10 protein-coding genes are annotated in these 18609 nt (G+C 51.9%); 1 reads left to right on the top strand and 9 read right to left on the bottom strand.

Annotation, left to right across the window (positions count from 1 at the left end; translation table 11 throughout):
* Positions 1-73 precede the first annotated feature (73 nt).
* The 4 genes from JIN87_RS04090 to JIN87_RS04105 all read right to left on the bottom strand — a co-directional run bounded on the left by JIN87_RS04090 (position 74) and on the right by JIN87_RS04105 (position 6158).
* Positions 74-1864, bottom strand: coding sequence for an alpha-L-fucosidase (locus JIN87_RS04090; RefSeq protein WP_200354252.1), 1791 nt, complete (start codon positions 1862-1864; stop codon positions 74-76).
* 143 nt (positions 1865-2007) lie between these two features.
* Entirely contained in the window at positions 2008-3513 is a 1506-nt protein-coding gene (locus JIN87_RS04095; RefSeq protein WP_200354253.1) for an alpha-L-fucosidase, read from the bottom strand.
* Between the two features lie 61 nt (positions 3514-3574).
* Positions 3575-5887: a right-handed parallel beta-helix repeat-containing protein gene (locus tag JIN87_RS04100; RefSeq protein WP_200354254.1), complete on the bottom strand. Its 2313-nt coding sequence runs from the start codon at positions 5885-5887 to the stop codon at positions 3575-3577.
* A 97-nt stretch (positions 5888-5984) separates the two neighbouring features.
* Positions 5985-6158, bottom strand: a complete 174-nt coding sequence (locus JIN87_RS04105; protein WP_200354255.1) for a hypothetical protein — start codon at positions 6156-6158, stop codon at positions 5985-5987.
* A gap of 483 nt (positions 6159-6641) precedes the next feature.
* Here JIN87_RS04105 and JIN87_RS04110 point away from each other — a divergent pair, with 483 nt between their 5' ends.
* Positions 6642-10628 (top strand): hybrid sensor histidine kinase/response regulator transcription factor, encoded by a 3987-nt coding sequence (locus tag JIN87_RS04110; protein WP_200354256.1) that lies wholly within the window; start codon positions 6642-6644, stop codon positions 10626-10628.
* A gap of 37 nt (positions 10629-10665) precedes the next feature.
* Here JIN87_RS04110 and JIN87_RS04115 read toward each other — a convergent pair whose 3' ends face one another.
* From JIN87_RS04115 to JIN87_RS04135, 5 genes are read right to left on the bottom strand one after another with little or no spacing between them, the layout of a single operon-like run.
* Complete coding sequence (locus tag JIN87_RS04115; protein ID WP_200354257.1) at positions 10666-12219, bottom strand: sulfatase family protein; 1554 nt, start codon at positions 12217-12219, stop codon at positions 10666-10668.
* 2 nt (positions 12220-12221) lie between these two features.
* On the bottom strand, positions 12222-13973 hold the full coding sequence (locus tag JIN87_RS04120; RefSeq protein WP_325176364.1) for an arylsulfatase: 1752 nt from the start codon (positions 13971-13973) through the stop codon (positions 12222-12224).
* A 60-nt stretch (positions 13974-14033) separates the two neighbouring features.
* On the bottom strand, positions 14034-15524 hold the full coding sequence (locus tag JIN87_RS04125; protein ID WP_200354259.1) for a sulfatase family protein: 1491 nt from the start codon (positions 15522-15524) through the stop codon (positions 14034-14036).
* Between the two features lie 27 nt (positions 15525-15551).
* On the bottom strand, positions 15552-17033 hold the full coding sequence (locus JIN87_RS04130; protein ID WP_200354260.1) for an arylsulfatase: 1482 nt from the start codon (positions 17031-17033) through the stop codon (positions 15552-15554).
* Between the two features lie 33 nt (positions 17034-17066).
* Complete coding sequence (locus JIN87_RS04135; protein WP_200354261.1) at positions 17067-18599, bottom strand: alpha-L-fucosidase; 1533 nt, start codon at positions 18597-18599, stop codon at positions 17067-17069.
* Positions 18600-18609: the final 10 nt, after the last annotated feature.

Genomic DNA, 18609 nt, shown 5'->3' on the forward strand with positions numbered 1-18609 from the left:
ACAAGCACGCTCCCACTTATTTCAATTCAGGAATTCTCGCTTAGTTGGACAGCCTCTAACTCAAAAACTTCGACTACTTTTTACTGAAAACGAGGGCTTTGACGTCGAGCTTCATAGACCGATAAGTCGTATCCTGTTTCTTGAACTCGTCGAGCGTCGCTTTGAACTCGAACTCTTGGCCTTGGCGAAGCGTCACGGTCGCGTTTCCGGATTCCAGAACATTGATCGTTCCGATAGTCGCTCGTTGCCACTTGCCGCTTGCGTCGTCGGCGAGTTCGGAAATCTCCTCATTCCCGTCCATGATGAACGATTCCACCTTGTCGGCCTTTCCCTTGAGAGAAAAGCTTAGCTCTCCGCCAGCAACTTCGAGCATAAAATCCTTTTCCTTCGCCTTCAGTTTGTACACAAGCGATACGTCATACGTTCCCGCCGCGAGCGAACCGACATCCCAAGTCCGATAGTAGTCCGCCAAAATCGAACGATAGCTTTCACGGCCATACTTGCCATGATGGATAGCCTCCTCGCCCTTCAGCACCAAGGTCCCGTTCACTTTCGGCTCTGAACGAATCCGTTCCACACTTAACGGCTCCTCATACTCCACAACGATCACCGTATCGCTAGGATCCCGCTCAACTTCTTTCAGCGAGATAACTCCTTTCGAGTAACGGAGATTCCTATCGGGATTTGATAGAGCATAAACCGCGGTAACAGGATTTTGAAGACCTGGCACTTCGATTTTTCCACCTTCCGGCCAATCGAATACATGCAAGTAAAGCTTGCCCTCTCCTGTGGTACATTCACCCCAAGGCGACTTGGCAAAGGGCGTCACACCGGTACCAAAGACCGACTCGCCATACTTCGCGGTCCATTCCGCAATTCCATTCAGAACGTCCCGTTCATAAGGCACAACCGAGCCATCGGACATGGGTCCAATATTGAGCAGGAAGTTTCCACCACGAGCAGCAATAGTAACCAGTTTTTGGATCTGTGCCGGCACCTGCTTTTCTAACGGATCGCCTTTCACCCAAGATTTGTAGCCCCAGGTGTGGTAAAAGGTTCCTGGCGACTCCCAAGGAATCTCAGTAAGCGGCACGTCCGGCATATGATTGTCAGGCATCGTTATGAAGTCCCCCTGATTGTTCATCACCCGGCCATTGATCATGCAGCTTGGCTGCAGATCCCGAACCGTATCCGCAAAGCGCTTACTCTGCTCTGGAGTAGGCTCACCCATATCAAAAAACAATTCTACAATGTCGCCATAGTTGCTCATGAGTTCCTTTAGCTGCGCCACCTGAAAATCCTCATTGGCTTTCGAGACCTTCCCAAAAACGGAAATCTTTCCGTCATGCGGATTGATTTCTGGATACGGTCCCGTAAAACGCCAATCAGGTGTGGAATAATAGACTCCGAGCTTCAACCCATGCTTCCGACAGGCATCCGCCAGCTGCTTGAGGATGTCTTTCTTGTACGGTGTGGCATCCATGATGTCGAAATCCGTATGCTCCGACTCGAACATGCAGAAGCCGTCATGGTGCTTGGCAGTAAGGACGACGTAGCGCATTCCTGCCTTCTTAGCCAATGCCACGATCTCATCGGCATCAAAATTGACCGGGTTAAACTGAGCCGCTAGCGCAGCGTACTCGTCGTGCGGGATCTTCGCATGACGCTGAATCTGCTCACCCAACTTCTCGATCTGCTTGCCATCCCAAACGCCTGCCGGGATCGAATAAATCCCCCAATGGATGAACAGCCCGAACTTCATCGCGCTCCATTCCTCAAGCGCCTTCGAGCGAGATTCCCCTGCCACCAAGGAACTTTGCAATAGAGCTCCGAGCAACAATGCAAATACAGTGATTCGTTTCATAAGATAATTCCAAGAGATAAACCTTCTGCGGATACCCTAACTTATCGCTTCTTCCCTGACTGTGTCTAAAAAGCCCTCACTAGGGAGCGGCTAAAAGCAAATCATCTTGCACCTCAAACCTTAGGGAAGCGAAACACCGCCCGCTAATCGGCAAATTCGACCTTAAGCGCGTAGGCGTAATCACATGGTTTCTCGGCTGGGAAGTGAACCGTCAAACCGTCAGCATGCTTTTCCCACTCGAGATCACCTTCGTGGCCGAGCAGTTCGACACTGACGATATCTTTGATACGTGTATTCATCTCAACCAAGTTCGGCAAAACGACCGGCTTCTTCCCCTTTGGCCAATCAAGTACGAGAGCATACAGCGTGTCTCCCTTCGTCGTATACCTGATATCCTTCGAAGTCATCGGAGAAACGAGATCCTTGTGCCCAATCTGGTTATGCCCTTCGCCAAACATGTACCAAGGTCGCGTTCCATAGATGGCTTCGCCATTAACTGCAAACCACTTGCCGACGTTTTTAAGCAAAGCAGTTGCCTCCGCGTCCAAGGTTCCATCCGCTTTGATAGGAATGTTAAGCAGCATGTTCCCATTTTTGGATACGATATCGATGAGCTTATCCACGACCAAGTCTGGAGTCATGTAAGGCGAGCCTGCCCTGTAGCCCCAAGATCCAATGGAGTCATCCGTTTGCCAGGGTGCATCGAGAATAGAACTGGCCTTGCCGCGCTCGTAGTCGAGCGTCGCGATGCCGTCCGCGTAAAGTCCCTGCCATGGGCGCTCCTTGATACACATGACTCCTTCCGGTCGGTTGTTGTAGAAATGGGAAATGACTTCCATGCCCGCCTGGCCCGCATCACTGCCACGAAAAGGAACCGCGCAGTCAAAGTAAAGGTGATCCGGTTCATAGTCTTCGACGAGCTGTTGCACTCGCTTAACCCAAAGGTCCCGCCATTCCTGGGGAGCATCGAATGGAGCCCTTGGGTGCGTGCTCTGTCCATCGTTGGATGGATACAGGCCCTTCCCCTCGCCTTTTGCGCCATCGTAAGGAACTCCCTTCTTTGGTCCTTTCGTATCGGCCTGATTCGCGGTATTGAGCCAGCTGTAAGAACGGGAAAGGTGAGTCGTCACTCCAAAGCGAAGTCCCGCTTTATGAGTGGCTTCCTTCCACATCCCGATCAGGTCCTTCTTAGGCCCCATGTTCACCGAATTCCATTCCTGATACTTGGAGTCCCATAGATCGAAGTTATCGTGATGCACCGCACAAGGTGTGAAGTACTTGGCGCCGGCTTCCTTGAAGAGAGCGAGCAAGGCATCGGGATCGAAGTTCTCCGCCTTCCACATCGGAATGAAATCCTTGTATCCAAATTCCGATGGGTGACCGTAGGTCTTCACATGATGGTCATACTCAGGTCGACCTTCGATGTAGAGATTCCTCGCATACCACTCCCCTTGCTCCGCAACGGAGTACGCGCCCCAATGCAAGTAAATGCCAAACTTCGCATCCCTAAACCAATCCGGACACTCATAGGACTGCAACGATTCGACACTCGCTTCAAAGTGCTTCTTCTTTTTCGCCTGCAGGCTTTCAACGCTCATGAGCGTAAAAGCGAATGCCGCAGAGAAACCTATCATTTTTCTAATCTTCATATAAATCCTTAATTAAACAATGCTTCCAAATCCTAGTTAGCTTTTATCGCTCGCACTCGACTCACCAAAAATCGTAGATGCTTACCTTTTTCCCCCGATTACGGTGAAAATCTTCGTCGCTGCCATCATCAGGCACATCCAATTCCAAGTACCGCTTCGGATACGCATCCGTTAAACCAATACGCTCGAAATCGATTTCCTCGAACCCGAGATCGAATGCTGGTGACGCCTTGTCTAAACGGAACCCCTCATCCTCCATTCCAACGAACAGAGGATCTTCAGCGAGGCTGTTTTTCTCAACCCCCTTGCGTCTCCAAACCTTAAGATGGTCTTCCACGACTTCAGGCTTCCCCGCACACCACATCAGGTTATAGTCGGTATCGCAGTTATGAGGAAGCGAGATTCCCTCTGAAGCGCGATAGGACTCACGGTACAGGTTAACCTTGTCGCCCGACTCGTAGAAAATGTTGTTCCTGATTCGAGAACCAGTGTTGTTAGCTTCATCCGGATACGACGCGAAGCGAATGAACTCCATGACACTACAGTCAATGATCTTGTTGTTCTCGATATGGTTGTAGCCCTTGTGAACGATGCCGGATATGTTCGCCTTGTAGATGATATTGCCCGTAAACGTCGTATGCTGTTGCCAGTCATCGGTACGCAATACTCCAGATGCATGGCTGGCGATACGATGAACATAGTTGTTGCGAACCACGTTGTAGTCCCCAGCTCCTGACACGTTCAACACCGAGCCATCGCCAAGTTCCTCCAGAGCACGGTACACTTCGTTGTACTCCACGATATTCTTTCTCGCGTGCAAGTAAGGCGTCTTACGCTTCCACTCCTCGTCAAAGGATGCTGGAGGGCTATCAAAGCGTTTCGCCAAATCCTCACGGATCTCATCCCAGCGGATTGTCTTCGAAGCCTCGTCAAAGTCGCACCAGTCCTTAGTCAAAATCGGCAGACGTACACCGCAGAGGCCAATGCCCTTGCGTGGCACGTTGTGAATCAAGTTATGGGAAATCACGTTCTCGCCACTCTGCCATACGAATACTCCTGCACCGTGTTTGATGACGCGTCCTACGCGGTGTATCAGGTTATTGGTGATCACATTCCTCTTGTTCACATCCTTGGTACCCGGACCGTATCCACAGAGCAAGATCCCCATGTGCCCAACGTAGTCGATGAGGTTCTTCTCTATCCGGATGCCTTGACAGTGCAGGTCGAGTCGGATTGCGGAATTGCCAGAATTAGTAAAGCGACACTCGATCACCTCGCAGTCTTCCGCACCGCGGAAGCGCAGCATCGCATTGGCTTCGTCAAACTTGTCCCAGTCGTGCTGGATGCCCCAGCCCTTGTGGTCACCATCCCACGCATAACGGTCTGCGTGCATAAAGGTGATTCCCTTGAAAACCAAGTTCTTCACCGGCACGTCCGTCGGCCGGTTGTAGTTGATATCGCCTTCGACCTTCACGAGCTCCAGCAACTGCGGAGCGACAACACCTTCCGGGCGCTTACCATCCTTCGGCCAATAATAGATTTTCCGCTCTGCGTTGAGCGTTACAAAGGTCCCTTCGGAAATGTAATCGATCGCATTCTCCACCCAAGGCTTAGTGTGCGAGAGTTTAGCGCCTGGAGGAGCGTTCGCCTCGATTTCCAGATAAGCCACGTTCCCCGAGCGATCAACCGACTCAAGCGGCACAATATTCATCCCCCAAGGCACAGGGGCAAAGCCGATCTCGATCCCTTGTATTCTCTCCCACTCCTTCAAGATCCCGTCCGGGTCGTCGAAATAGAACTTCGTCAATTGCCCACGGTCCTCGTTGTGGTAAACGTTCATGCTGCGAGCAGCGATATACTCCTGCGAACGGTCCAGCTTCTTACCAGCATCCTTTACCGGGTGCAGCGGCTTTAAAGGGCGAATCTCAAAGCCCTCCTTCTTCGAACGAGCTATCCGCTCATACCCCTTGAACAAAGTATAAAACGCATCCACTGACTCTGGGAAATCCGCCACATAGACTTTACCCTTCGCCTCGTCGGGAAAATTCTCTGGGAACTCTTTAGCAACTGTCCAATCCTCTACCGCGACACCCGAAGAAAAAACAGGTACTTCCTTTCGATACGCAACATAAGAGTACTGATACCCATCCGGAGCGCTATCACGGAGATCGAAAACGATCGTCTCATCCAATGCGTAAGTACCGCCTCTCAGGAACACCGTGATATCCTGCAAACGCTCTTCGCTATCCAGGTCACGAATATGATCACGCGCCTCGGCAACACTTGAGTAAGGGTTCCGTTTGCTTCCATCACCCGGAGCATCCGCCGACGGAGAAACATAAAGCTCCATGCCGTGGGCTAGGGTCGAGCTCATAGCCAGGAGTAATAACGTTTTGGGGATCGTTTTCATAAATTCGTATTCTGTCGTAAATTTTTCGTATCGTAATTTGGCATACACCAAGCCATCCACATCAAGCGGCCTTCCAGACAAGGATCCCCACAAGAACCACCCCCGCGAGCACGAGGCTCGTAAGCGCCACATGTAGCCCTGAGAAGACCTTCAGCCGCTTGTTCAGCTTATCCACCTCGCGACGGCCGGAGCCTCGCATCAGCAGTCCGTCGACAAGCTTATCAATCAGGTTCATCACAGTAGAATTGTCGCGACGCAGTCGAATGTGTCTTATGGGGGTTAGATTTGGGGAACGGATCTGACTAGCAGCAATCGATGGGAAAACTTATACCTCGGATTCCCTTTCAGGCGATAGGAACCCTGTAACATTAAGATATTAAAACTCTCCCACATCCTTTCCCCTTGTCCATAAGACACTTACACCCCTCACAAAGAGGATCACTCCCCGCTTCCAAATAAGTTGAATTCAACCTTAAAAGAGAGGCTGTTACTAGGTTCGCAACAAATTGTTACACACCTCTCACAACAGCGAATTGGCGGATTGACGCCCCCAAAACGGACCGCTCTGATGAGGAAAACTCAAACGCTCTGCCCTCTTTCGCACACACATTGGGTAGTTCATTTTGCCAATCCCGTTTGAAGATGAGCCCCCGCATGCCATAATATTTAGCCGGACGCTCGAGCGATTCCGCTCCCTTTAAAAAAGCGACACTCCCCATTGAAGAACACCCCTCAAAAAACGAACTCCAGTTCACCGTCCCGTTCACCGCGACTTCTCAAACTCCGGACGGTTCGCGGCCTCACATCCCTATTCGGCTTCCTATTCGCGGTCGTAGCAGGATTCGAATCGACCGCGGCTGAACAAACTGTCGAGTTCGAGCCGAAAACAGTATCTCCGATCACAGAAAACTGGAGGTGGCGATCGCTCGAACCGTTCGAAGGCAAAGTAATTCTAACGGGATGCAACGGAGAAAACGGTTCCCTCTGGTTTGCTGGAGTCGATCGAGTCTACTTCTACGACGGGGGCGAACCGATTGAGTACCACTACCCTCAAGAACTTGGCCCCGCCTTCCCGCTTTCAATGTTCGCAGCGAACGATGTCCTCTACGTATCCACGATCCAAGGACTTCGCACATTAAAAGAAGGTACATTCACAGAGATCCTGCCCTACGAAGGGCTCGCATTCGCCAAATCAAACGCCTTCGCCCAAACGAAATCAGGCACTATCCTCGTCGGCACCCCAATTGGTCTTTACCAAATCGAAAACGAGCAAATCCGGCCTGTCGAAGGAGCGAATGGCTTCATCATGAGTGTCGCAACCGATGACAACAATCAGCTTTGGTTCGCCGAACATCTCACCGGGAAGATCTATCGTTGCCCCATTACCGAAGACGGAATCGCCCCAAAGTCGCAATGGGGCCACTACCAACTCTCTGACGACCCAAACAACCGCACGGTCCTACACAAAACGCTTCAGGGCGAGATCTGGGCGATGACCAAAAACCGGGATCCCGCAAGACGTTACATTCCAGAATCCGACAGTTGGGCGGAGCTCGATCTTACGCCAATCAACGGCAGCAACCAACAGTTCTGGATGTCCGACACCGCAGACGGGAGCCTGCTCATCCAGTCTGGCTTCTCTCTCGCCGTACGCCATAAGGGCAATTGGGATGTCCTGAAGGCTCCTGAGTTCCCCATACCACTCACCTTCCAATTCGCGTTCCGACGCGGGCCAGACCGAATTATAACAGGCAGCGAAACCGGCCCCTTGATAGAAATCGACGCTTCCGACGACACCTGGCAAAGTCACTACGGGCTCAGTTTCCAGTGCGAGGACAACAACGGCAAGCAGTGGTTCATATCGGTCGACAGCGAGATCGTCACCTTCGCCCCTCAAACCCAACAATGGGCCAAACACGTTGGAGAGGTAATCGACATGCCAAACGCCATCTTCTGTTCCTCCGACGGAACGATATGGGCTTCCGGCAGCCACCAGCGAATCGCCGCGGTCAGCTATCTCGCCAATGGAAAATGGACTCGCGAGACCTTTCCGAAATTCAGCCGTTTCATTTCCCACGAGGCGTCTCTCGAACTCGAAAACGGCAACATAGTATTCGGCAACGGCGCCTTCGCTGAGCTGGGACAAGAGCAATGGGAAGGCGGTCTCATCGTATTCAGAAAAAAAGCCGGGAGCTACTCAGCTCGACACATTCCACCGCAAGACGACCTTCGTTTTCTGACTCGAAGAATCGCGGAAGCCGATTCGGGAAAAATTGTCATCGGAGGACGCGGACTCGTCGAATTCGATCTCTCAACCAACCAGCAAACCAACGCCCAATACCTTTACCCCGAACTTCCAGGGCGGCGAAACCCAACTCCCTCCTCCATCGCTACAAATCCCGCCCGAGAGCTATGGGTAGCATTCTGGGGACACGGTCTCTACCAACTCCAAGGAGACAAACAAATCCTTCACAGCCGCGAGAACGGCTTACTCAACAACTACATCTCGAGCCTCGCCCACGACTCAACCAGAAACACGCTCTGGACCGCGACCAACAGCGGAATCTCCCGCTACGATGGACGAAGTTGGACGAACCGAGCACTGCCCGACAGCTTCTCGATCGAGCGGGAAGCCGGCACCATAAAGGTAAGCAAACAGGGAGATGTCTGGATCAATAATCTTCCGCGCAACTGGTTCTACCGCAGCACCGGTGACTTGAGCTACGACACTAGTAGCCGCTACGACTTTATCACTCGACGTTACACTCCCAACTCCACGCCCCCAGAGACCAGGCTCGTACAGCATCAAGAACGTATCCTAAAGGGATCTGACTCTTTCGTCGGCTGGGAAGGCTTCGACCCGTTCTCCATCACTCAACAATCCGATTTAGAATTCTCCTACCGAATTGACTCAGACGACTGGACTCCATTCCAAAAACAATCAAACGCCCTTATCCGTAATCTGAATACCGGTGAGCATCACATAGAAGTGAGGGCCCGCGACATCGATGGAAACATCGATCCCACTCCAGCAGTCGCCATAATTAACGTAATCCCCCCGATCTGGCAGACTCCATGGTTCATCGCCTCCTGCGTTCTTGTTGCTCTTCTCTTGATCACCTTTGGCTTCACTTTGGTCCGCCAACGCATTCGCCACCTCATCGAGCTGGAAGACTACCGAGTCGAGCTCTTCGCTAACATCACCCACGAGCTACGCAATCCACTCACCGTCATCTTTGGTCACGTCGATCGATTGCTCGGAAAAACCGATGACTCTTCCGAACAAGAAGACTTGAAGGTCGTAAAGCGAAACGCAGGCAAGATCCTTCGCCTCGTGAATCAGATACTCGACCTCAGAAAATCGGAACTCGGCAAGCATCAGGAAGCCTGGGCCCACACCGACTTGGTCTCCTTTGTTCACTCTGAAATCGAAATGAACCGCCCTTCGGCTAACGACAAACAGCAGTCTCTCGAATTCAAAGGCGAAGCCCAATCACTCGAAGCCTGGATCGATACCAGCAAACTCGAAACCGTCCTAGACAATCTTCTTGTCAACGCGATCAAGTACACCCCCGATCACGGCTCCATCGTCGTCTCCCTCAAGAGCACCGAAACCACCAAGGTTGAACTCATCGTCCAGGATAATGGATACGGTATTCCGCCCCACCAACAAGCTCTCATTTTCGAACCTTTCTACCGAGCCCGTAACTTCAGCGAGAAGACTCCAGGCAGTGGACTCGGGCTAGCCCTCACCAAAACGCTAATCGATGCCATGCATGGCACCATCGAAGTCTCGAACGCAGACGGAGACGAAAACACAAAACGAAAAGGCACCCGTTTCGTAGTCACACTTCCCCTACAAGAAAGGCCGCCCAAACGAGCACAAGTCCAAGCTGCACCATTACCAGTACAGCAACAAAACGACGACAAGCGTGACCTAATTCTCCTCGTCGAAGACGACTCCGACATCCGGAATTTCATCTCAAGAGAACTTGGAGAAATCTTCTCGGTCATCGAAGCCAGCGACGGAGCGCAAGGCTACGAGAAAGCCCGCGAACACGTCCCCGACGTCATCGTATCCGACGTATTGATGCCCGACACAAACGGCTGGGATTTCTGCCGCCTCGTGCGAAACGACGTTACCACCAGCCACATCCCCTTCGTATTCCTCACCGCTCTCGAGTCCGACCACCACGAGCTGAAAGGCCTTCAATCCGGAGCCCAGCACTTCCTCAACAAGCCCGTACGCATCCCGATCCTCAAACAATACCTCAGCTCCATCCTGGAAAATCGCCGACTCCTCCAAGAGAAACTCCAGCAAAAGATATCCAACCTCGACCACACCGCTCCCACTGAAATCGAAGAGAAGGTCGAAGAATCCGCTACCGATCGTTTCATAAAACAAGTCGTCGATCTGATTGAAGAAATTTCCCTCGTACAAAAGGTGGTTATCGAGGATCTAGCCGATTCCTTGAACATGAGCCGCATGACGCTCTACCGGAAGATCAAAGCCCTCACCGGCCAAACCCCTACCGAATTCATAAAATCGATACAGATGCGGAAAGCGGCAACGCTCCTACGTACAGGAAAATTCAACGTCACCGAAGTCATGCACCAAGTCGGCTGGGACGACCTAAGCTACTTCGGCTCTTGCTTCAAAAAACAGTACCAAAAGTCCCCATCACAATTCCTGAAGGATCTTTGATCACTGATCCTCGCTTCCACACCCCATCCATCCAACGCTAATCGAGATACTCCTCTAAAATGTCGACCTGCCTCCACTCCTTGTTTCTCGGCAAAGGATCGTTCTTCTGAGGAGCCCCTGGGGTGCTGCGCCCTCTGTTGATGTATTCAGCTAGTAACTTCTTTAAGCTTTCGACGATTTCTGGATATTCTCGGGACACGTTTCTCGTTTCACCCGGGTCATCATCCAAGTCGAAGAGCAGCAAATCCGCCGCGTTAACTACAGGCTTATCCTTCGGGTTCGCACGTCGGGAACCACCCCGATTGTCGAGCAACAGTTTCCACTTCCCTCGTCGTATCGCAAACGCTCCACTATCGGAGTGATGCACAACGCCACGGGTTTCCACATTTGGAATCCGTTTACCCTGCAACGCGGGCAGAAAGCTCACGCTGTCTTCGCCTACATTATCTGCAAGATTCGTATCCAACAGATCGGCACAGGTTGCGATCAAATCAGTGGTGCAAATCAAATCTTTCGATACGCTCCCTTTCGCAATCCCCTTTGGCCAACGGACCAGAAACGGCACCCGATGTCCACCTTCCCAAGTCGTTCCCTTAAGGCCGCGATAAATCCAGCTGGAGAAATGCCCCCGTTCCTGCATTGGGGCGAGCTTCGCCGCCGGGGAGGTCCCATTGTCGGCAGTAAAGATCACGATCGTGTTTTCAGCCACGCCCGCTTCCTCAAGAGTGCGAAGCACTTCACCAACCGCCCAATCCGTCTCCATGCAGAAATCTCCGTGCGGACTTAGCCCACTCTTCCCTGCAAACGCGCTGCTCGGCACGATCGGCGAATGCGGGGAGTTGAGCGGCATATAAACAAAAAACGGCTGTTCCGCCGAAGCCTTCTCTTTGATCCATTCGCAAGTCTTCCTTGTAAAGTCCGGTAACACCTGGCTCTGCACAAACTCCTTGGCTGCCCAACCAGGTTTCGCTCCCGTAAAGCCGCGCTTCTTCACCTCGGCCTTATCCTTAAGAAACTCAAGCGTCCCCAGTATCTCACGTCCTTCGATATAAGCATGCGGGTCCATGTTTAAGGAGGCGGAGATGCCAAAGAAATAGTCGAAACCAAGATCCAAGGGGCCATTTGTCAAAGGAGCCGAGAAGTCGACATTTAATGGAGCAGTCTCCCGTATACTCTTACCGTCCGTACTGGTCCAATCCATACCTAGATGCCACTTGCCAACACAAGCGGTGGCATAACCGTGTTTCTTCAGCAGCGAAGCAACGGTTTCCCGTTCTGGGTCTATCATATGCATGCTATGGCCATGTTCGACCCCACTTTTCAAATACGTCCGCCAAGCATAGCGTCCTGTGAGAATGCCATAGCGGGTCGGCGTGCAAACGCTTGAATTGGTATGCGCATCCATAAACTTCATACCCTCCATAGCGAGCCGATCCAAGTTGGGAGTCGGAAATTTGCAGTCCTGATTATAGGCTACCACATCGCCCGGTCCCATATCATCAGCTAAGATGTAGACGATATTGGGTTTCTCACTCCCAAAGGCAAAGGCCGTACTTACCGTCGCTGCTAGTAGAACAATAAATTTCCACATAATCACAAATCTTCGAACTCCACTCTCACAAAGTAGGCCACACCATCTTTGCCTTCCCCAATCAATGCCGTTTCCAAGTCCGCATCCCCCGCTTTCAGCTCCAACGTAAAGCTCGCATGGGTATGCTCAGCGGTCACTACCTTTTCAACAGTCTGCCCAGCTATGGATAGGCGAATTTTCTCGATGGCGAAGCTACCCACTGACCGATGCCCCTCTCCGAGCGTTTTGCCGGTATAGAGTGGATAGCGTGAAAGTTTGAAGGTATATTTCCCATCGCGAGCAATTCTCACCTTGTAGGGTCCATATGCCTGTTTGAGTCTCTCCGCATCCTTCTGACCGAAAGCCTGAGCTCCGGATACATCCTTAAGCCAATAGACGTCCTGACTGGTCAAATCCACTATCGGCGCTCGATCGTCACCAAGGACAAATCGCACTGGTTCCTGTACGAGTCGCCTTCCTACTGCGTGATAAGCATCGAACTTTTCCTGCAGATGCTCCACAATCTCCGGAAACTCCGCGGCGACATCGTGTCTCTGTCCCCAATCTTTGGATATGTCGTAAAGTTGCTCACTTGCAATCAAACGCCAGTTCTTCCAGATCACGCAGGTCTGATTCTCTCGCTGATCCAGATTCTTGGGGTTGAAATAATAGAAAAAGATGGCGCGTTCGTCGTCCTCAGGGTCGAGCGGTTTTGCTAGATAAGGTTTGAACGAGCGGCCGGAAAAGGAGACCTCTTTGGGCGCTGGCAAACCGCAGAGATCCAGCAGTGTCGGGTAGACGTCCTGCACTGAGATAAGCGTGTCGTTTTTCGATCCCGCTTTCCCGATCTTTCCGCCCGGCCAACGCAAATAAGAAAAGACCCGATGCCCGCCTTCCTCCTGCGAACCTTTTCTTCCACGCAAACCCATGTTCCAATAATCTGGCGTCTGTGAAACCGCCGCCCCCTGCACGCCATCATCCGTAGTCATGAGTATGATCGTATTCTCATCGACTCCCGTTTCCTTGAGACAATCCATCAGACGCCCCATGTTTTCGTCGAGGTTGTCGATCATGCCGTAGAGGATCGCGAGCTTCTCGTTAACGCCGTTGTCGATATGTCGCTGCGAGTATTTTTCGGCGACGTTCAACGGCAGATGAGTGATGTTCGGGGCCAGGTAGATAAAAAACGGCTCGTCCTTCTTCTCGCGGATAAAACGCATGGTTTCGTTGAAGAAGATATCCGTGCAGTAGCCTTCGAACTGTTCCGGCTTTCCGTTACGATAGTAGGTATCGTCGAAATAGTCGTTCCCCCAATAGTCCGCAATCTGTCCCGCCGCTCCGCAACGCAGCCCCACCACATCCTCGAAGCCTTGGTCCTGCGGTGCCATCGGCCAATTGTCGCCTAAGTGCCACTTACCGTAGTGTCCGGTTGCGTAGCCGTTGTCACGGAAGGCTTCCGCAATGGTGTAAACATCGCCACGCATCATAGTGCGCCCCAAGCTAGTACGCCATGCGCCCGTGTGCTCTGCGTATTGCCCAGACATCAGCCCCGCCCGCGAAGCGGTACACATCGGCATCTGATGAAAGTTGCTCAGGCTCACCCCTTCCGACGCTAGCTTGTCGATATGCGGCGTATTCACATAGGGATTACCTTGATAGCCAATATTGTTACCCTGATCATCCGTCATGATAACGATAACATTCGGCCGTTTCGCCAGGGCGGGACTAAGCAGTACGATAAATGCTAAAAAAATCAGGGTAAGGGGCGATTTCACTCAGAAACCTTGTCGCGAGACTGAACGCTGTTTCAGTGAGCCCCCACGCTCAGCTCCGCCCTATCGTAGAGTCAAATCAGGATAGCTCTTCGACAAATCGAGTTTGTCTCCGTATTCAACCTGCAGCTCCTGCAAAGAGATGAACATCTCGCGAATGCGGGCCCATTGGCTAGGATCACCTGCAAGGTCGCGAATCTCATCAGGATCATCCTTTAAATTAAAGAGACGAACAACACCAGCTTCTGGATACAGGATCAACTTATAGTCCCCAATGCGGATCATGCGCTGCTTGTCTTCTTTGAACGCGCCGTAAATGCGATCGTAGGGAGCGTCAGCGGATGCGTCACGGATCGCTGGCACAAGACTCTTGAAGTCTACTTCATCTGGAATCTCCGCTCCCGCTAGCTCAAGGGTAGTAGTCACCGCGTCCTGCAAATAGATTGGAGCGTCACGTTGCTCCCCTGCAGGTACCTCCGGTCCTGTCACGATGAAAGGCACCCGCATGCTGTGCTCGTACATGTTCTGCTTGCCGAGGAGACCATGTTCACCACACGCCAATCCATGGTCAGAAGTAAAGATAACATACGTATTGTCAGCTTCTCCTGAATTTTCGAGAGCATCGAGGATGCGGCCAATCTGCTCATCCATGTGAGTAATCATTGCGTAATACTCTTGGCGATGCGTTCTGACGGCAAACTCGGTACGTGGCCAAGGGGCTAGACTCTCGTCACGAGCGAGCTTTGTTCCCACGACTTTACCTTTCTTCATCAATGGGATCTCGTAACAATCGATCTCCTGTTTGTATGGGTACTCGGGCAAGAAACTCGCTGGTACTTGTACGTCTTCCAGTGGATACATGTCCACGAAACGTTTAGGTGCCTGTCTCGGATCGTGCGGAGCACTGAAGGCTAGGTACATAAAGAAGGGCTTATCCTTCTTGCTGGCTTGATTGATGTAGTTCTCCGCATCATCGGCGAGGACCTCACTCCAGTGCTTTCCACCGGCCCAGTTGCCACCGAATTGCGTCGCATAAGGGGACCACTCGTCGAGCTCGCCCTCGATTGGACGATTGTATCCTTCGGGTGTTTGCTTTGGCATTCCCGGTCGGAGATTCACCACGTGGTTGAAAACATCCTCTACTGGCACGTGCACATGCCATTTGCCTGTCATATAAGTTTCGTAGCCCGCTTGCTTTAAGAGCTGCGGCCAAAGACGTTGCTCCTTCTGAGCAATCGTCTGCAGATTTTTATCAGCCTGCTTTGTCTTCCAAAGAAACTGCCCCGTTTGCAGCATCGTACGGGACGAGACGCAAACCGCCCCCTGCCAAGCCCCCATGTTGTAAGCTTGGGTAAAGGTAACTCCGTTTGTAGCTAGTCGATCTAGGCTAGGCGTTTTCAATTCTTTAAAGCCATGCGCGTTCACCGACTCATAGGTCTGATCATCGGATATGATGAAGATGATGTTCGGCTTCTTCTCATCTACCACCGCAAACGCGAGGGCCTGACACGCAGCTACGCCGATAATGCAAAATAAACGAAAATGGGAAATCATAGGATACTGTGGTTTGAAAAATAGCTACTAAAGCTCCGGGGGTACCCAATCGGGGATCCCGCGTTCTTCCTTCTGCTTGTTGTAGCGGACGACCTGCGGTTGTTCCTTCGCGTAAGGCCTGTCCTCATTCACCATCAAGGGAACGGTCTCAGACCACCATTGATCGTAAGCCTTGCGTAGTTGCTCCACAACTTCGGGATACTGAGCGGCCACATCATGATCTTCATAAGGATCGTTCGCAATATCGTAGAGCAAGCTATTGTTGACGAAACGCCAACGCTGAGTCCGAACAGCGCAATCGGAAAATTTGCTACCCTCAGGATTCGCCCCCTTCTCCCAACGCCCTTTGTGGATGAAAAGGTGGCGATCTTCCCAAGCCGCGTTCGGATCTTCCAGAAGCGGCAACATCGTGCGACCATCCATTTCCTGAATACCGTCGGGAATCTGGACTCCCGCCAGATCACAAAAGGTCTTGAAGAAATCGATGTGAGCGACCAAGGCGCCGACATCCTCTCCTGCGCCCAGAACGCCATCCCAACGCCAAAAGCAAGGGACATGCGTACCACCTTCGAAAGGAGTCCCCTTTCCTGTTTTAAAACCGGCGCGGTACATTTTCTCGCGTTTGCCGTTTCGTTTTCCGCCGGACGCAGCCTGACCATTGTCAGTCATGAAGATGACCAATGTATTATCCCAGGCATCCCACTCGTCGAGCTTTGCTGCCATGAGCCCAAAATTGTAATCGATGTTCTCGATCATCCCGTAGCGACCGGCGATTTTCTCTTCCCAACCAGCATCGAGCCACTTCTTTTTGTACTCATCGGGAGCATACATGGGACCGTGCGGAGCATTGGGCGAGATGTAGGCAAAGAAAGGCTGATCAGCCTCATACTGCTGCTTCATCCAGCCAAGGGCTGCCTCAAAAAAGACATCCGTACAAAATCCCTTCGTTTGAACGATAGTGTCGTTATGCAAAATCACGTTATCGAAATAGCAACCCGGCAACTTCTGACTGTTGGGCGGAAAATCCGCACAACTTCCCTCAAAGTTCTGACCAATGCCACCCGCTCCATGGATGAATACCTCCGAAAAGCCTCGGTTGTAAGGTTGGTACTCGTCCTCATCTCCGAGATGCCACTTTCCGAAGATTCCGGTTTCATATCCGGCTTCAAGCAAGAGCTGCGGGAAGGTCGTGGTCGAAAGCGCCATCAGATCACGCTCCTTGATCGTATGCGTCACTCCATTACGAAACTCATGACGGCCGCTCATCATAGCCGCCCGTGTCGGGGCGCAGGTGGGACTGACATGCATTTCCCGAAAGCGGGTCGACTGCTCGTAAAAACGGTCGATGTTTGGCGTTTCCAGAAGCGGGTTTCCAAGACAGGAGAGATCCCCCATGCCCTGGTCATCCGTCATCACTAAGATGATGTTTGGGCGGCTTCCCTTTAGAGAGGAAGCCGCAGTGAAAACGGGTGCCAAGCAGACGAGAACAAGGGGTATCCAGATTTTCATTGGGAGACAGTCGAACGAGAGAAAGAACGCAGTCTAGCCTTCCACCTTAGTAATCTTGAACACATACATCTGCCCCACTTGCGGGAGGTCGTTTATGCTAAAGTCCTTCAACGAAATTCGTAGGTCATCGTCATCCGCAGACCAGGACACTTCTTTTTCCGATCCGAGCAGCGTAACTTCGCTCGCTGATCCCACTTTCAAGTCCCGGAGAATCAACTCGTCTCCTTCAGGCCAGCCCGGGGTAATCGCGTAAACAGAGTCTTCCTTACTTGTGAAATAGACTTGCTTGACCGCCTGACCAGGAGCCGGGTTTATCGTCATTTCGAAGATCGGGTTTCCATGGTGGTGGTCGTGCTTGGTGTATTCTTTCATTTCTCCTTCGCTCCATTGGCAGTCGCGCTTCCAGCGACGCGTTTCGAAAATCGCTTCCGCATTCACATCCAGCCATGCACCCATCTCGCGTAAACGGGTTTCCATGATTACGGGAATACGTCCGTCCGCAGTGGGACCGATATCGAGCAAGAAATTCCCTCCTCTGGAAACGATATCCACCAGCATGAATATCAAGAGCTGCTCGGAATTGTAATCATCGTAGGTTTCTTCACGATTGTATCCAAAGGACTTCCCGATACCACGGTTCTCTTCCCAGAGGATACTTGGGTCTTCAAATCCAGAACCGTATTCAGTAGTAAAATACCCGCCATGCTCTCCGCGAACTTTTCCCCAACGGTCGTTGATCACCACCTCGTCCTTGTTAGGCGCGTTATTGAACAGCCAAGCCAAGAGCGGTTTCGTCTCCCACTTCTCATCATCCATCCACCAGTCTCCGTCTGAAAAGATAACTGCTGGTTGATAGTCGTCCACGATTTCCTTGAACTGTGGATACATGACCTCGTGGATGTACTTCTTGCGGGTTACATCGTTGCCGGGACGTTTCTGCTTAGTAGTCGGTTGGTCTTCCTCTGGCCAATACGGATTGAACCAATCCCAAATCGAATAGTAGAGGCCCATTTTTATATCCTCGTCGCGAACCGCTTGGGTCAAATCGCCGACCAAGTCGCGCTTTGGCCCTGAGTCCACCGAATTCCAAGCCATGCCAAAACTCTCGGAGGCTTCTTCACTTGGCCATAGGCAGTAGCCGTCGTGGTGCTTCGCCGTCAGAACCACATACTTCGCGTGGCTTTGCTTGAAGACCTTGGCCCACTCTTCCGGCTCGAACATCTCGCAGTTAAACATCGGGCGAAAGTCCGAGTACTCAAAGTCCGGCCCGTACACACGATCGTGAAACTCGTTGATCGCTGCAGCACGGCCCACCGCGGCCTGGTGCTTGCCGGTTTGGTCCCCGTCCTTGGCATGCCAATACCATTCAGAATAGGTTCCTCGCGGAGCCCAAGCCGGAACGGAGTACAGGCCCCAGTGAATGAAAATACCAAACTTCGCGTCGCGAAACCACTCTGGCGTTTCTCGCGAATCCAAAGATTCCCAAGTCGGTTCGTATCGATCGCCTGCATACAGGCTCGCCGATAATAGCAATGAGGAGAGTGTGATTGAAACGAGTTTTTTCATTTGTTGTTGG

The sequence above is a fragment of the Pelagicoccus mobilis genome, from assembly GCF_016595505.1.
Lineage (GTDB): Bacteria > Verrucomicrobiota > Verrucomicrobiia > Opitutales > Opitutaceae > Pelagicoccus > Pelagicoccus mobilis.

Bases quoted from the DNA above. Each gene is read 5' to 3' on its own strand.
- JIN87_RS04105 (WP_200354255.1), bottom strand. From the start codon at position 6,158: ATGAACCTGATTGATAAGCTTGTCGACGGACTGCTGATGCGAGGCTCC.
- JIN87_RS04100 (WP_200354254.1), bottom strand. From the start codon at position 5,887: ATGAGCTCGACCCTAGCCCACGGCATGGAGCTTTATGTTTCTCCGTCG.
- JIN87_RS04135 (WP_200354261.1), bottom strand. From the start codon at position 18,599: ATGAAAAAACTCGTTTCAATCACACTCTCCTCATTGCTATTATCGGCG.
- JIN87_RS04125 (WP_200354259.1), bottom strand. From the start codon at position 15,524: ATGATTTCCCATTTTCGTTTATTTTGCATTATCGGCGTAGCTGCGTGT.
- JIN87_RS04095 (WP_200354253.1), bottom strand. From the start codon at position 3,513: ATGAAGATTAGAAAAATGATAGGTTTCTCTGCGGCATTCGCTTTTACG.
- JIN87_RS04090 (WP_200354252.1), bottom strand. From the start codon at position 1,864: ATGAAACGAATCACTGTATTTGCATTGTTGCTCGGAGCTCTATTGCAA.
- JIN87_RS04130 (WP_200354260.1), bottom strand. From the start codon at position 17,033: ATGAAAATCTGGATACCCCTTGTTCTCGTCTGCTTGGCACCCGTTTTC.
- JIN87_RS04115 (WP_200354257.1), bottom strand. From the start codon at position 12,219: ATGTGGAAATTTATTGTTCTACTAGCAGCGACGGTAAGTACGGCCTTT.